This is a genomic window from Cryobacterium sp. Hh11 (assembly GCF_004404045.1).
Taxonomy (GTDB): Bacteria; Actinomycetota; Actinomycetes; order Actinomycetales; family Microbacteriaceae; genus Cryobacterium; species Cryobacterium levicorallinum.
Genome location: NZ_SOHF01000037.1, coordinates 39,787 through 55,399, shown reverse-complemented (window position 1 = coordinate 55,399; position 15,613 = coordinate 39,787). Strand labels below are relative to the sequence as shown.

14 protein-coding genes are annotated in these 15,613 nt (G+C 64.1%); 8 read left to right on the top strand and 6 right to left on the bottom strand.

Annotated features, from left to right (window positions below):
* Nucleotides 1–31: 31 nt before the first annotated feature.
* Nucleotides 32–685, bottom strand: a complete 654-nt coding sequence (locus tag E3T46_RS16330) for a hypothetical protein (RefSeq protein WP_134443220.1) — start codon at nt 683–685, stop codon at nt 32–34.
* 180 nt (nt 686–865) lie between these two features.
* On the opposite strand from E3T46_RS16330, the gene E3T46_RS16325 reads away from it, so the two are divergent.
* Entirely contained in the window at nt 866–2,251 is a 1,386-nt protein-coding gene (locus E3T46_RS16325; RefSeq protein WP_134579353.1) for an MFS transporter, read from the top strand.
* Between the two features lie 79 nt (nt 2,252–2,330).
* Here E3T46_RS16325 and E3T46_RS16320 read toward each other — a convergent pair whose 3' ends face one another.
* Nucleotides 2,331–3,233 carry a LysR family transcriptional regulator gene (locus E3T46_RS16320; RefSeq protein ID WP_241980848.1) on the bottom strand — a complete coding sequence of 301 codons (903 nt, stop codon included), beginning with the start codon at nt 3,231–3,233 and terminating at the stop codon, nt 2,331–2,333.
* Between the two features lie 112 nt (nt 3,234–3,345).
* On the opposite strand from E3T46_RS16320, the gene mmsB reads away from it, so the two are divergent.
* The 3 genes from mmsB (at nt 3,346) to E3T46_RS16305 (ending at nt 6,617) form a co-directional block, all read left to right on the top strand.
* The gene (gene mmsB / locus E3T46_RS16315) at nt 3,346–4,248 is read left to right on the top strand and encodes a 3-hydroxyisobutyrate dehydrogenase (RefSeq protein ID WP_134579351.1); all 903 of its coding nucleotides are present in this window, start codon (nt 3,346–3,348) and stop codon (nt 4,246–4,248) included.
* 30 nt (nt 4,249–4,278) lie between these two features.
* Nucleotides 4,279–5,763: a CoA-acylating methylmalonate-semialdehyde dehydrogenase gene (locus E3T46_RS16310; protein WP_134468224.1), complete on the top strand. Its 1,485-nt coding sequence runs from the start codon at nt 4,279–4,281 to the stop codon at nt 5,761–5,763.
* Nucleotides 5,764–5,846: 83 nt separating this feature from the next.
* Nucleotides 5,847–6,617: an EI24 domain-containing protein gene (locus E3T46_RS16305; protein WP_134579350.1), complete on the top strand. Its 771-nt coding sequence runs from the start codon at nt 5,847–5,849 to the stop codon at nt 6,615–6,617.
* A 10-nt stretch (nt 6,618–6,627) separates the two neighbouring features.
* On the opposite strand, the gene E3T46_RS16300 is transcribed toward E3T46_RS16305, so the two are convergent.
* Nucleotides 6,628–7,587, bottom strand: a complete 960-nt coding sequence (locus tag E3T46_RS16300; protein WP_134579349.1) for a cytochrome b/b6 domain-containing protein — start codon at nt 7,585–7,587, stop codon at nt 6,628–6,630.
* 568 nt (nt 7,588–8,155) lie between these two features.
* Between E3T46_RS16300 and speB the strand changes: the two genes are divergently transcribed.
* The 4 genes from speB (at nt 8,156) to E3T46_RS16280 (ending at nt 12,190) form a co-directional block, all read left to right on the top strand.
* Nucleotides 8,156–9,106 carry an agmatinase gene (gene speB, locus E3T46_RS16295; protein ID WP_134443213.1) on the top strand — a complete coding sequence of 317 codons (951 nt, stop codon included), beginning with the start codon at nt 8,156–8,158 and terminating at the stop codon, nt 9,104–9,106.
* 45 nt (nt 9,107–9,151) lie between these two features.
* Entirely contained in the window at nt 9,152–10,621 is a 1,470-nt protein-coding gene (locus E3T46_RS16290; protein WP_134443212.1) for a cytosine permease, read from the top strand.
* Between the two features lie 10 nt (nt 10,622–10,631).
* Entirely contained in the window at nt 10,632–11,471 is an 840-nt protein-coding gene (locus tag E3T46_RS16285) for a nitrilase-related carbon-nitrogen hydrolase (RefSeq protein ID WP_277870987.1), read from the top strand.
* Nucleotides 11,472–11,605: 134 nt separating this feature from the next.
* Entirely contained in the window at nt 11,606–12,190 is a 585-nt protein-coding gene (locus E3T46_RS16280) for a helix-turn-helix transcriptional regulator (protein ID WP_134443211.1), read from the top strand.
* Nucleotides 12,191–12,473: 283 nt separating this feature from the next.
* On the opposite strand, the gene E3T46_RS16275 is transcribed toward E3T46_RS16280, so the two are convergent.
* The 3 genes from E3T46_RS16275 to E3T46_RS16265 all read right to left on the bottom strand — a co-directional run bounded on the left by E3T46_RS16275 (nt 12,474) and on the right by E3T46_RS16265 (nt 15,609).
* The gene (locus E3T46_RS16275) at nt 12,474–13,253 is read right to left on the bottom strand and encodes a carbon-nitrogen family hydrolase (RefSeq protein WP_134579348.1); all 780 of its coding nucleotides are present in this window, start codon (nt 13,251–13,253) and stop codon (nt 12,474–12,476) included.
* A gap of 515 nt (nt 13,254–13,768) precedes the next feature.
* Complete coding sequence (locus E3T46_RS16270; RefSeq protein WP_198419238.1) at nt 13,769–14,803, bottom strand: NAD(P)-dependent alcohol dehydrogenase; 1,035 nt, start codon at nt 14,801–14,803, stop codon at nt 13,769–13,771.
* Complete coding sequence (locus E3T46_RS16265) at nt 14,800–15,609, bottom strand: iron-sulfur cluster assembly protein (protein ID WP_134579347.1); 810 nt, start codon at nt 15,607–15,609, stop codon at nt 14,800–14,802. Before E3T46_RS16265 ends, E3T46_RS16270 begins: the two co-directional genes overlap by 4 nt.
* Nucleotides 15,610–15,613 lie beyond the last annotated feature (4 nt).

Genomic DNA, 15,613 nt, shown 5'->3' with positions numbered 1-15,613 from the left:
CCCGCACACCTGCGCAGCGCAGCACGCTGGTTCAGCGGATGCGCTGGTTCAGCACCGCAGGGTGGTCCGCCGGCAGTCCATGCCGGCGGCCACCCTGCAGCAGCAGCACGTTCTTCTTCTCCCAGTCGCCTAGCGCCTGCCTCAGCGCGTCGATTGCGCTGCTCTCCGCGCAGCTGCCGGCTGTGCGTCCGCAGGAGCACTTCGCCGGCTGAGCCGGGTCGTCGTGGTGCAGCCCAGCGATGCGCCAGAGGCCGCCCATCGCCCAGTCAATCTGGCGCCGGGCCAGCTCGGTATTGCGTTCGGCCCGCTTGACCAGATCATTCTGCAGCAGGGCGCGCACCCCGTCGATCCCGTCCGCGAACTGACCTTCCACGACGGCACTGAGCTCGGTGACCTGGGCGCGCAGAGCGGTCAGATCAATGTCGCGGGCGACGAGGAGAGCATCCGTTTCGGCGATATATTCTTCGTGCGCGGACTCGGAAACCGCCCAGCGAGCGGCCCACAGCTTGACGTGCTCAGCGTCGCGACGCTCACTCTTCTCGGCCCCAATGTGGTGCACGCACTGCGCGCAGACCACCTGATCGCTCAGCGAGGTGAAGTGAAACGGCTGCGGCGCGAGGCAGCACAGGCACGGCACCTCCACGTCGACGTGCAGCGGATGCGCGTGCGTCACCGTTGTTCCCACCTCACTGTTTGTTCCTTTGAGAATACCGTTGCCGAGTTCGTTCCCTCAGACCACGTGTGCATTTCTGCACGGCGCCCCTGCGCGAATCGCCTTTGACAGTCAGCAGTGCGAAGCGCAAGCTGAGACGAGCCAGACGACGTGCACGCACGTTGTGTCAATGACGACACGAGAGGGACTCCCATGAGCACGACCAGATCCAATTCCCGACAGGACGTACAGACGTCCGGACTGAAAAAGGTCGTGGCAGCCTCTATGGCCGGCACGGTCGTGGAATGGTACGAGTTCTTTCTCTACGCCTCTGCGGCAACCCTGGTTTTCGGCACCCTGTTCTTTCCCAACGCGGGCAGTGAGCTCGAGGGCATCATCGCCGCCTTCGCCACCTACGCGGTCGGATTCCTGGCCCGCCCCATCGGCGGCATCGTGTTCGGACACTTCGGCGACAAGTTCGGCCGCAAACGACTGCTGCAGTTCAGCCTCGTACTCGTCGGCGTCGCCACCTTCCTGATGGGCTGTCTGCCGACCTTCCAGCAGATCGGCTACCTCGCGCCCGTTCTGCTCGTGCTCCTGCGCTTCATTCAGGGCTTCGCAGTCGGCGGCGAATGGGGCGGTGCCGTGCTGCTCGTCGCCGAGCACAGCCCGGAGAAGTCGCGCGGATTCTGGGCCAGCTGGCCCCAGGCCGCTGTGCCTGGTGGAAACCTACTGGCCACCGGCGTGCTGTTCGTACTCGCCTCCACCCTCTCCGATGAGGCCTTCCTGAGCTGGGGCTGGCGCGTCGCGTTCTGGCTCTCCGCCGTGATCGTGCTGGTCGGGTATTACATTCGCACCAAGGTCAGCGATGCGCCGATCTTTCTCAAAGCGCAGAAAGAGGTCATGGGGGGCGACAAGGGCTTCGGTATTGTCGAGGTCTTCCGTCGCTACCCGCGCGGCGTCTTCACCGCAATGGGCCTGCGTTTCGCCGAGAACATCCTCTATTACCTGGTGGTGGTGTTCTCGATCACCTACTTGAAGATCATCGTCGAGATGGACACCTCCCGGGTACTGCTGCTTCTACTCCTCGCCCACGCCCTGCACTTCAGTGTCATTCCGCTCGTCGGCCACCTGTCCGACCGAGTCGGTCGCCGCCCGGTGTACTTCCTCGGTGCCGTCCTCGCCGGCACCTGGGGCTTCTTCGCATTCCCCATGATGGATACCGCGAACGACTTCATCATCATCGTCGCGATTATGTTGGGTCTGCTGTTCCACGCCCTCATGTATGCCGGCCAGCCCGCCATTATGGCGGAGATGTTCCCCACCCGCATGCGCTACTCCGGTGTCTCGCTCGGCTACCAGGTCACCTCGGTCGTCGCGGGCTCGATCGCCCCGATCATCGCCGTGAGCCTGCTCTCCGCCTTCGATTCCTCGGTGCCGGTGGCCATCTACCTCGCGGTAGCCTGCCTCCTGACGGCCCTCGTTGTGCTGACCCTCAAGGAAACACGCGGCCTCTCGCTGCACGACATTGATGCAGCGGATGCCGCCGAATCGGCCGATCGCGCCGCCGCCGATTTGGCTGGGGCCGGTCGCCGCTAGCTCGGCGGAACGAAGCGATGGCCCGATCTCGTCGATCGGGCCATCTCGCTGCGTGAGTGACGCACATCCGCTCGCCCGGTCAATCGGTGAAGGCCGCCGGTCGACCCGCGATCTCGAGCGAGATGGCCTCGATCGCGGCGCGCACCACCGGGGAGCGCAGCGATTCGGCCCGCACCACGGCCCAAATCGGCAGCTGACGCTGAAAATCGTCGCGCAGGACGGGCACGAATTCGGGCCGGTCGTGTACGAGAAAATTGGGCAGCAGTCCGATTCCGGCGCCGGCCTGCACGGCTTCCAGCTGCGCGAACAGGCTGGTCGCCTGAAAGGTCGTGGCGGGTTCGGGCAGCTCTGAGGACCGGTAGCCGAGGTCGGTGACGAGCAGTGCGCTCTCGACGTAGGACACAAAACCGTGCGACGGAATATCGTCGAGCGACGCGGGAACACCGCGGGCGAGCAGGTAGCCGCGGCTCGCGTACAGCCGCAGAAAGTAGTTGGTGAGAAAAACCGCCTGTGCATTGTTGACGTCGTTGCGCCCCGCCACGATTTCCAGGTCGACCCCCGACCGGTTCTGGCTTACCTTGCGGGTGGCGCTGAACATCTCAATGTTGATGCGCGGGTGACTCTGTTGCAGCTTCACGAGCGCCGGCGTGACGACCTCAGCCCCGAATCCGTCGATCGTGCTGATGCGCAGCAGCCCGGAAAGCGGATCTGTCTGACTGATCGCCGTGCTGAGCGCGCCGAGCCGATCTTCGATCGCTTCGGCCGCGCTGACCGCGTGCCGCCCCAGCTCGGTGAGCTCCCAGCCGTGCGGGCTGCGTTCGAGCGTGCGACCGCCCAGTTCGCGATCGAGCGAGAGGATGCGCCGCGAAATCGTCGTGTGGGTGGTGCCGAGTGCCTCGGCGACCGCGTTGAACCGGCCCAGCCGGGCCACGGTGAGCAGTACGAGCAGGTCGTTCGGGCTCGGAAGCTGGTGTGAACTCACGGAATGGTCCCTTCGAGTCTGTGCATCTGCGCACATACCCCCTGTGAAATTTTGCCTTGATTGCACTCTATCCGGCTGCGAGGGTGGAGGAACACAAGCAAAGGAGCTTCACATGTCAGTAGTCGCCTGGATCGGGCTGGGCAACATGGGTGGACCCATGTCAGCCAATATGGTGGCCGCCGGCCACGAGGTACGCGGGTTCGATCTGAATCCGGATGCCGTGGCCACCGCAGTGACGGGGGGCGTCACCGCCGTCGGCAGCATTGCCCAGGCCGTGGCCGGGGCTGATGTCGTCTTCACCATGCTGCCCAAGGGGGAGCATGCCCGTTCGGTCTATTTCGGCGCCGACGGCGTGCTGGCCAACACCGACACGAAAACCCTGCTGGTGGATTCCTCCACCATCGACATCGCGACCGCCCAGGCGCTGCACGATGCCGCAGCGGCGGCGGGCTCTCGGTTCGTCGATGCCCCGGTCTCCGGTGGCATGAGCGGTGCGAAGGCCGGAACACTGACCTTCATGATCGGCGGCGAGGCCGGCGCGGTGGCCGACGCAACCGCGTTTATCAAGCCGATGGCGGCTAACATCATCCCCACCGGGGCAGCAACGACCGGTCAGGCCGCGAAGATCTGCAACAACCTGATGCTGTTCATCAACCTGGCTGCGACCGCCGAGGGCGCCGTTTTGGCCGAGCGGCTGGGACTGGACAAGCAGGTGTTCTGGGATATCGCATCCGTTTCTTCTGGCGACAGCTGGGCGCTGCGCACCTGGTATCCGATCAAGGATGTCGTCGCGACAGCTGCGTCCAACCAGGATTTCGCCCCCACATTCACCACCGCGCTCGCGAGCAAGGACATCGGCCTCGCCATAGCGGCCGCCCGTGCGACCAACACCCCGCTCGAAATCGGCGAGCACGTTGCCGAGCTGTTTCAGCGGCTGATCGATGAGGGCGAGGGCGGCAAGGACTGCTCGATGATCGTCAAACTCGTCGACGGCACCCTGCAGCCGAGCGCCTGAACCACGTCACCCATCAGAAAGAGCACCCCCATGCAAACAATTCCCCACTACATCAACGGCCAGCGCGTCGAGTCGGCTGAACGGTTCGGCCCGGTGTTCAACCCGGCAACCGGCGTGCAGGAGAAGCAGGTGGTCCTGGCCTCCCGCGCTGTCGTCGTCGAGGCGATCGAGGCGGCCAGGGCGGCACTGCCGGAGTGGCGGGCCAGCAGTCTGGCCAAGCGCACCGCCATCTTCTTCAAGGTGCGCGAGCTGCTCGCCGAGCGCACCAGTGAACTCGCGGCGATTCTCACGAGCGAGCACGGCAAAGTGCTCTCCGACGCGGCCGGCGAGATCACCCGCGGGCTCGAGAACATCGAGTTCGCGACCGGGCTCGCCCACATGCTCAAAGGCGACTTCTCCCAGCAGGTTTCGCACGGGATCGACGTGCACTCGGTGCGCCAGCCCGTCGGCGTCGTCGCCTGCGTCACCCCGTTCAACTTTCCAGCCATGGTGCCGCTCTGGATGATCGGCAGCGCCCTCGCCTGCGGCAACACCGTGCTGCTCAAGCCGAGCGAGAAAGACCCCTCATCGGCTATTTTCATCGCCGAGATCTTCACGGAAGCCGGACTGCCCGCCGGGGTGCTCAACGTCGTGCAGGGGGACAAGGAGGCCGTCGACGAGCTGCTCGACAACCCGGAAGTCCGGGCAATCAGCTTTGTCGGGTCCACTCCGATCGCGAAATCCATCTACAGCCGGGCAGCCGCGAACGGCAAGCGGGTGCAGGCACTCGGCGGGGCCAAGAACCACATGGTCGTGTTGCCCGATGCCGACCTCGACATGGCAGCGGATGCCGCCATCAACGCCGCGTACGGATCGGCCGGGGAGCGCTGCATGGCCGTGAGCGTGCTTGTGGCCGTCGGGGGCATCGCCGACGACCTCGTCGCCGCGATCGAAAAGCGCATGAAGACCCTCACCGTCGGCCCCGGGACCGACCCGGCCTCGCAAATGGGACCGCTCATCACCGGCGAACACCGCGACCGGGTCGCGTCCTACCTGGCCGGTGCCGAGGCAGCCGGCGCCACAATGGTCGTCGACGGCCGCGCCCAGAACTTCGACAGCGACGGCTTCTTTCTCGGCGTCAGCCTGATCGACCATGTCACCCCCGGAATGCAGGTCTATGACGACGAGATCTTCGGCCCGGTGCTCTCGGTCGTGCGCGTTGACACCTTCGACGAGGCCGTGACGCTCGTCAACGAGCACGAGTTCGGCAACGGCGTCGCCCTGTTCACCCGCGACGGCGGGGCGGCCCGGCAGTTCGAGTTCGAGATCGAAGCCGGAATGGTCGGCATTAACGTGCCCATCCCGGTGCCGGTCGGGTCGTTCTCCTTCGGCGGCTGGAAGAACTCGCTGTTCGGCGACGCGCATATGTACGGGCCAGACAGCATCCGTTTTTATACCAGGGGCAAGGTCGTCACGACCCGCTGGCCTGACCCGGCCAGCTCCGAGATCGACCTCGGGTTTCCGCAGCTGGCCTAACTGGGTCGGTCCCCCGATTTCTCGGGGGCCCGACCCCGGCGGGTTAGGGTGTGGGGGTGCCGCCTTCAACCACGCCCACACCTATGAACCGTCCACCCGCCAGGATCGAGTTGCTCGCCGGAGCCGCATTTCTCGGTCGCGGCCTCAGAATGTGGATTACCTCACCCCGCCTGATGCTGCTCGGCGCCCTGCCCGCCTTCATCGTCGGCCTCGTCTATCTGGCCGGGATCGTGGTGCTGCTGGTCAACCTCGAGACGATTGCCGTCGCTATCAGTCCATTCGCGAGCGGGTGGGATGAGCCGTGGCGCACGGGGATGCGGGTCGTGACCGGCGTTGCGGTCGCGGCGGCCGGCATCCTCTTGCTCGCGTACACCTTTGTGGCCGTGACGCTGCTGGTCGGCGATCCCTTCTACGAGCGCATCTGGCGCGCGGTCGAGACCAGCCTCGGCGACGCGCCGGTCGAACCGGAGCGCGGCTTGGTGCGCAGCATTCTGCGTTCGGTGGCCGACGGCCTGCGACTGGTCGGGCTCGCCGTGGGGGTCGCGCTCATGTTGCTGCTCTTCGGATTCATTCCCGGGCTGGGCCAGATAGTCACGATTGTGCTCGGTGCGCTGTTCGGCGGCTGGATCCTCGCGCTTGAGCTCACCGGATTCGCCTTCGACGCCCGTGGCTTCACCCTCAGCCAGCGACGACGGATGCTGCGCGCCCGCCGATCCCGCAGCCTCGGTTTCGGCGTACTCACCTACCTGCTGTTCCTGATTCCGGGCGCGGCGGTCATCGTGATGCCCGCCGCGGTCGCGGGCGCCGCACTGCTGAGCCGGGACGTTCTTGAGGCCGACGCCCGGACCGCCTAGCGCTTGCGGTTTAGCGCTTGCGGTGAATGATGCGCCCGCTGCGCGCGGCGATGGCGCGCACCACGACCGGGCGCGCCCCGACCCAGACTGCAACCGTCAGCAGGATCGAGCCGACGAAGATCCAGACGCCGAGCCAGCCCGTGTCGCTGCGCGCCGCATACATGTGGTTGAGGTTGGCACGGGCACCGGTCGTGAGCACGAGCAGAACGTGCACGACAATAAATGCCACGAAGAAGATGAGCACCGCGAAGTGCAGCTTGCGTGCGACAGGCAGGGGAAAGACCCGATCAAATCGCCGAAACCGGGCGGAGAGTCCGGGAGAGATGCGCAGGCCGGTGACGAGCGCGATGGGTGCTGCCACGAACACGACCGTGAAGTAACTGAGCAGTTGCAGGGCGTTGTAGTACGCCCAGCCGTTGTCGGTCGGCCAGTTCAGCGAGGCGTATTGCAGGCCGGCAGACACGGCGTTGGGAAAGACGTCCCAGCTAGTGGGCACAATTTTGAGCCATTGCCCGGTCGCGAACAACAGAACGTAGAACACGATCCCGTTCACCAGCCACAGCGTGTCGAACACGATGTGCTGCCACAGGTCGAGGGTGATGCGGATCGGCGGATTCCTGGTGCGCAACCAGCCGGTGTTGGTGCGCGTCCAGAAGATGGACGGGCGTTTGGTCGTGCGCACCTGCCAGCCGGTGCGGATGACGAACAGGATGAAGAAGGCGTTGAGCCCGTGTTGCCAGGCTAGCCAGGCCGGCACTCCGATCGGGGTGGCGACCGGGTGGGTGGAGACGCCGGGATAGCTGCGCAGGAAGTCCTCCACCGCGGCCAGGGAGCGCACCTCGTTCACCGCGAGCACGACGAGAGCTGCAGCCACGAGCAAGGCAGGTACCAGCCAGGCCAGCCGGGTCCACCGGCACGGTCGCACGGTACGCAGCCGGAAGGCACTGCGTCGGGAGGTGCCCGTCGTCATCGCGATCCGTTCTCGCCGGGGCGAAAATCCCGCAGCGTCCCCGCAAGGCTACTTGCCCGCCCAGCCACGGTGTCGATCAGTGACGCGGTAGGTCACATTCCCAGTGATGGTATCCGAATTCCCCGCTCCATAACGACACAGGGCCTCCGATTTCCCGAACGCCCTGACTGGTCGCGTGGATGGAGCTGCTAACCGCAAGCAATCCGCGGTGGGTGTTTCTGCCGTTTCGGGAGGCCTTGCGTCGGCTCCGGTCATGCCGTTGCAGTCGCGACACGGGTCATCCTTCAGCGACCAAGTGACATATGAACCGCGCGCTCAAAGCCCTGTCAGGGTGTTTCCTGGGCCCAACCGAATCCATTCACCAGAGAAAAAGTGAACCTGTCCCATTCGCGGGGAGACTTGCGCCCGATATTTTCAGCAGATCGAACAGTCGATGCAGGTGACTGGTGGCCTTTTCGGTCGGCTTGCCGGCGGCGAGGGTGCGAGTCCGCGGAATAGTTGGACAAAGAGCAAATTTTGTTGCATATTAGTAAAATTAAATACCGATTCACACGAAAGCAGGATGCTGATGTCCAACGATGAGCAGCCAATCGGCCCCCTGGACGCCAGCCTGACTCCGCGCTACGCCGGAATCGCCACCTTCGCCCGCCTGCCGCGGCTCGAGGATGTTCGCCGGGCCGATATCGCCGTTGTGGGCGTGCCCTTCGACAGCGGGGTGAGCTACCGCCCGGGCGCCCGCTTCGGCCCAGCTCACGTGCGCGAGGCATCCCGACTGCTCCGTCCATATAACCCCGTGCAAGACGTCGAACCGTTCTCCACTCAGCAGGTCGTCGACGCCGGAGACATCGCCGCAAACCCGTTCAACCTCACCGAGGCTGTGGCCCAAATCCAGCAGGCAGCCTCCGAGCTGTCGGCCGACGGCAAACGCCTTGTCGTCATCGGGGGCGACCACACCATTGCACTTCCCCTGCTTCGGGTTGTTGCTGAGCGCCATGGCCCCGTCGCCGTGCTGCACTTCGACGCCCACCTCGACACCTGGGACACGTATTTTGGGGCTCCGGTCACGCACGGCACGCCGTTTCGGCGCGCCTCGGAGGAAGGCCTGATCGATCTGCAGGCCAGCATGCACGTGGGTATCCGCGGCCCGCTCTATTCCCGCGACGACCTCCGCGACGACGAACGCCTGGGTTTCGCGATCATCGCCAGTCATGAGTTCGAAACCGAGGGGCTCGCCCGCGCAATCGAGCGGATGCTCGCCAGGCTCGGTGACCGCCCCGTGTATCTCTCTGTCGACATCGACGTACTCGACCCCGCCCACGCTCCCGGCACCGGCACCCCCGAAGCCGGCGGCATGACCAGCCGGGAACTGCTGGCCATGATTCGCGCCCTGCGAGCCGTGAACTTGGTCGGGGCCGACGTCGTTGAAGTTGCCCCGGCCTACGACCACGCACAGATCACGGCCGTCGCTGCCTCTCACGTGGCCTACGAGATCATCTCGGCCATGACTCCCTCCGCTTAACACACGCAATACCTCACGCAGTCACCGCACACCAAAAGGACGATGATGTCGATCAACAAGACGAACCCCGCTTCGCCTCCAAGCACTGACTCCGAGGAGCGGCGCCCTGTCATCGAGCAGCGCTCGATCGACTACGTGCCGAGGTCCGAGCGGCACGGAAAGGTCTGGCACCAGGGGCCGTTCTGGTTCACCGGCAACTTCGTGCTGCCGACCATGGTGATCGGCTTCATCGGACCGGTCATCGGGCTCAGTGTCTGGTGGACCGTTCTTGCGGTCATCACCGGCGCCTGCTTCGGAACGTTCTTTATGGCCTTTCATGCCAATCAGGGGCCTCGCACCGGCCTGCCGCAGATGATCCAGTCTCGTGCCCAGTTCGGCAGTCGCGGTGCCATCGTGCCGTTCGCGGCGAGTGTCTTCGTCTACATCGGCTTCATGGTTTTCGACACGATTCTGGCAACGCAGGGCCTTCTGCTGGCCTTTCCGGGCGACAAGCTGTTCTGGTATCCATTCCTGATCGCGCTCTCCATCCTGATCGCCGTCGTGGGCCATGATCTGCTCCACTTCATCCAGCGCTGGCTCACCGGCCTGCTCGTCGTGGTCTTCGTCATCATCACGGTGCTGGCCATCGTTCACTTCGACTCCACGACGGTCACCGAGACCGCGAGCACCGCAGGCTGGAATGGAGCGTCCTTCCTGGTGATGTTCTCGCTGGCCGCCGGCTACAACATCAGCTACGCCATCTATGTCTCCGATTACAGCCGCTACCTCCCGCAGAACGCTTCGGCGCCCAAACTCATCGGCTGGACCTACCTCGGCGCAGCGCTGTCGGCATCCTGGCTCATGTCGCTCGGCGCCCTCCTCAGCAGCCACATCCCCGATGCCGACGCGATCGGCGCCATCAAGACCGTCGGCGACATGCTCTTCCCCGGGTTCGGCACCTTTGCCGTGCTGGTCTCAACGGTGGCCCTGATTTCGATCATGGGCGTCAACGCCTACGGGGCAATGCTCACCGGAACAACCGCCGTCGACGGGTTCCGCAAAGTCTCAGCCACCGTGCGCCTTCGCGTGATCGGGCTCACCGTCGTCGGTCTCGTCACCCTCGCGATCGCCCTGCTCATCCCCGACGACTACCTGAGCAGCTTCAACGACTTCGTACTTCTGATGCTCTATTTCCTCGTGCCGTGGACCGCCGTCAACCTCGTCGACTTTTACCTCGTGCGGCGCGGCAAGTACGCAATCGCCGAGATCTTCAACCCGCGGGGCATTTACGGTCGCTGGGCCTGGCGTGGAATGGTCGCCTATCTTGTCGGCTTCGTTGCGATGATCCCGTTCTTCTACACGTCGTTCTACGTCGGACCGGTCTCAGCGGCGCTGGGCGGGGCTGACATCTCCTTCGTCGTGGGTCTGGTCGTCTCTGGCGGGCTCTACCTTCTGTTCTCGCGCAACCTCGACCACGCGGCCGAGGCCGAAGCTCGCCTCCGCAGCGAACTTGAGCTGGAAGGCGCAGCTGATTAGCGACACCACAGTGACCGCTTCCCTGGTACGAGTCGGCTGCTGCCAAGTCTCCGTGACCGTGGGTGACACTCTCGGCAACCGCGCCAGGGTGCGGGCTGCCATCGAGGCGGCGGCGGATGCGGGGGCACGCATTATCGTGCTGCCGGAACTGGCGAACTCGGGCTATCTGTTCGCCGATCTGGCGGAGCTGCGAGCCGTGGCGGAACCCGCGACCGGGCCATCCGTTCGGGAATGGGAGCAGCTGGCCCAGGAGCGCGATCTCGTGATCGTGGTCGGTTTCGCCGAGGCCGGCGACGACGGGCTGATTTACAACTCCGCGGTGCTCGTCGACAAGACCGGGCGTCGTGCCGTCTACCGCAAGGCTCACCTGTGGGACCGTGAAAAAGACAACCTCTTCACCGCCGGGTCTGCTGCACCGCCGGTCGTCGAGACCCCCTGGGGCCGTATCGGGGTGGCCATCTGCTACGACCTCGAATTTCCAGAGTGGGTGCGTTCAGCAGCCCTCGATGGTACCGAGCTGCTCTGTTGCCCGGTTAACTGGCCGCTGTATCCACGCCCGGCGGGTGAACGTCCCAGCGAAATCGTCAAGGTCCAGGCCAATGCTGCTGTCAACCGTATGTTCATCGCCGTCGCCGATCGCACCGGGCCGGAACGCGGGCAGCACTGGCTCGGTGGCAGCGTCGTCGTCGACGCCGACGGGTTTCCGCTCACGCACATCACTCTCGGCGATGAAACGATGCTGCTGGCAGATATCGACCTCGCCGAAGCTCGCGCCAAGGGCATCAGCGCGCGCAACGATGTGCATGCCGATCGGCGCCCGTCGCTCTACAGCCGGGTCACCGATAGCTGAGCCCCGCCTATCGCCTCGCTGGCGCGCTGACGAATGGCTGCTCGGCGGGCATCTTCTGCTGCTTCACACAAGACGGCGTTGCCAACCCTGACAGAATTAGATACCTGTTCCGCCCACGTCCCTCTGGAGTGATCATGCGCCCGATGCCTGTCGACCCCCCGAATCAGCGGGCGGCCATCGGCAGCAGATTGCGCGCCGCGCGGCGTTCTCAGCAACTCACCATTGATCAGTTGGCCACGGCCACCGACCTCACCAAAGGCTTCATCAGTCGCATCGAACGCGACATGACATCGCCGAGCGTCTCGACGCTGGTTGCCCTCTGTGAAGTGCTCCATGTCAATATCGGCGACCTGTTCGCATCCTCTGACGTTGAACTCGTAACCGCCGCGGGCGCCCCGCGCATCAACCTCGGCGGGGACGGCGCCAACGAGAGGCTGCTCACCCCGCGTCGCGAGAGTCGTTTGCAAGTCGTTCGTTCCACCGTGAGCCCTGGGGGGTCGGGTGGGGGAAGGCTCTACACGATCAACTCACCGGTAGACGTCGTGCACGTGTTGGCCGGTTCCATAACCGTGCAATTCAGCGACCGCACGTTGACCCTGGCTCCGGGTGATTCGCTCACTTTCGACGGCCGTGAGCCTCATAATTGGCAGGCCGACCCCGAGGCCGAGACCGAGCTCCTGTGGATCCTGGCCCCGGCCGCCTGGGAAGGCACGGTCTAGCACTTCTGCCCTCCATCGATTTGGGGCCGCCAACGTTGGCCCCAAACGACAAAATGCGAGCGAGCACTGGTAGTGGTTCTCCGGTGTCCCCACTGCACGCGGTAACCCGGTCGGCACGACCTCAACGAAGCTGATCAGCCCTGTCAACACCGTGAAAAACCGAAGGCAGCCTGATCGCGTTCGGCAGAGCCTACGACGGTGCCCGTGGAACTGTGTAATTGGGCGGAGCTACGCTCAGCAGGGTTGGCGAGGCCGGAATTTCCTCGCTTACTTTCTTTGCTCTTCAGGGGAGTACCGGGCGACGGTCGCCGAGCACCGGGAATTCACTACGGACGGACTTCACGATGTCGTCGGATACGTCTACGCTGAAGATCCCCTCACGGTCTCCTGCTTCCAAAAGGATGTTTCCCCAGGGATCGATGACCGAGGAATGGCCGCCGAGGACCACCCCCTGCTGCTCGCCGACTGCGTTGCAGGCGATCATCAGTATTTGGCTTTCGACGGCGCGTGTCGCTGTGAAGAGGCGCCAGTGCGAGAGTCTGGTCAGAGGCCAAGCGGCGGGGGTCACCACAATTTCTGCCCCCGAGTCTACGAGCGATCGCCACAGATCCGGGAATCGGAGATCGTAGCAAGTAGTAGCCGCGATCCGACCCAACGTTGATGGGCTCGTTGTGATTGTGGTTCCGGGCGACAATAGTTCAGCTTCACGGGATTCGTAGCCGAAGACGTGGATTTTCCGGTACGAGTGAATTACGCCGCCTTCAGGGCTGAGCAGGACTGCAGTGTTGTGGTAGCCGCCGTTGGAGCCCCGTTCAATGAAGCTTCCCGCATGGACGTAGCAATCGAGTTGGAGAGCCCACGCGGCGGCGTCAGTGACTGTGCGGCCCTCGAACGGCTCGGACTCGTCAGAGTATCGATCGAAGTTGAAGTACCCCGCAGCCCATAGTTCAGGCAGAACCACCAAATCTGCGTCGGTTCCGAGCACCATTTTTGATACTCTGTCACGGCGCTCGTTGCTTGTTTCGTTGTCGGGGCTGGCTACTTGGATGAGGCTAATACGCATTGTCAGTGCCCTTCCAGGTTCTGCGAAGCAGGGTTCCTAAGCGGTCGATTTCGCCTTCCCCATCTTCCGATCTCGAGGCCTTGTACGAAATTACGCGGGATTCCCCCGCCTCACGGGCTCAAATTCCGGCGCCACAAACGAGGACGTCACTTTGGGATCCGTGGACTTCGTGGGAGGGGTTCTAGGCCTGTCCGGCGCACGAGTATCCCTTCCTCGGTGTCGCCGAACGCAGCACCGCGCTGCGTGACCATCACGCCGACCGAGCCGAGGACGTACTCCAGAACGCTGGAACACTTCCCTCACTCAGCCTGTGGAAAATGAAGCAGAGAATCACCCGTTCACGCTGCCGGAGAGCCTGGATCCACACGGCTAAAAAGCCACTCTGGCCGAGACTGCCGCCCATCTGGAGCATCTCGTCTCTCTGCAGCGCGCAACCTGGCTTGCGACGGTCGACAGCGATGTGCTCGCGATCGCCCGACAGTAGTGAAACCGCGCCCATTACATCCCACCCGGTGTCAGGGGATGAGTATGGCGCGCCCGCGCACGCGCCCGGCCCCGAGGTCGTCGACAGCTTGCTGGAAGTCGTCGAGAGCGTAGGACGTCGTGTGCAGTGTGACTTGGCCTCGTGCAGCAAGCACCATCAGCTCGGTGAGGTCAGTGTAGCTACCCACGAGGTTGCCGATGAAGTTGATCTCGCTCGAAATGATGTCGATCGTGGGCACGTCGATGTTCTCGCCGTAGCCCACGACGTAGTAGTCGCCGGCTTGGCGCAGCATGCGAATGCCCTCCGCTGTCGATCCGCCCTCGCCGACGAAGTCCATCACGGCCTCAGCCCCGGCGCCACCGGTCAGTTCAAGAACGCGATCGACGTGTGATCCGTCGGCAATCACCCCGTGGTCGGCACCAAGCGACATCGCGAGTTCGAGCGCGGCCGGGTTACGGTCGACGACGATCAGCTCCGACGCCGTGAGCGCCTTCAGCACCTGGATGCCGATGTGCCCGAGCCCGCCCGCCCCAATGATGACGCACCGATCGGCGGGGCGCAGGTGCCGGGCGGCCTTGGCCGCTGCGTGATAGGCAGTGAGGCCCGCGTCGGCGAGCGCTGCAACATCCGCCGGTTCGAGTGAATCAGCGATAGGCACGATGCTACGAGCCGAGGTCTTCAGGTACTCGGCGTAGCCGCCGTGGGTGTCGATCCCTGGAAAAGCGCTCGCGGTGCAATGTACGTCGTCACCGGATCGGCACGCACGACAAAACCCGCAGGTGATGAGCGGATGCACGATCACTTTGTCGCCGACAGCCACATTCGTCACCGCACTGCCGATCTCGTCGACCCATCCTGCGTTCTCGTGGCCGATCGTGTACGGGAGGGTGATTCCTGACTTCTGCTCCCATTGTCCCTCGAGGATGTGCAGGTCCGTGCGGCACACCCCTGCGCCTCCGATCCTCACGATCACGTCGAACGGACCGGTGATCTGAGGTTTTGGAACCTCGGTCATTACAAGGTTTTGGTGGTAGTCGACGACCTGAACGGCTCTCATGGTGCTCATGCAATTTTCCTTTTGTGCGTGCGGATGACTGAAGACACGGGAAAGAAATTCTCTTCTGCCCTGGGTACTTGATCGACCTCGGAGCCCGGATACCGCGTTGCGAGCAAACCCCGACAGAAATGAGCGTTGCCGTCGATCGAGATACGAGTCGAGCGAGCCCGGCGAAGGGCGAGAGCAACGGATACTGCAGGGTAGGGTGATCCACTGTCGTCAACCAGTACCGATGCGGAATCGACGGTGCTCAGGCCGATCGTCGCCCGCCGCCTCAGCAAGGCAGCCTTCGCCGAGTCGTCGGGCAAATCGCCCAACACCACGTTCGCGACCGCCGTCTCGGCGAGTTCAGGCCGAGCGCGCAGGAACGCGGTGAGCGAGCGTTCCATCGCCGCGGTGTGGGCCTTGCGCTGAAACGTGGCCCGCAATTCATCGAGATCACTCTCTGCCTCGTGCAGGAACGTTCCCTTGTAGCCAGCGTTCGCTGCCAGTCCGCTGTTGATGATGTCGGAGTCATGATGGTCGTCGAGCTCGACTGTCACCACCCCGACATTGCGCAGTGCTGTGAGCACGTCCTTGGCGTCCGACGCCATCAAATAGGCGAAGTTCGGTGCGCAGAATGACGTGGGCAGACGCAGGTGAACCTCAACGCTCGCACCCGTCAGCGTCACCGAGCGCACGAATCCGAGGTCGGTGATGGGCTCGTCGAGCTCAGGGTCGATGACCGAATCCAAAGCCCGCAGCACGTCGCCCTCCGTGAGCGGCTCTGGTGCCCCTGCCTCCCAGTGCAGAGTGGCCGCCACTGCGGCTGACATCGTC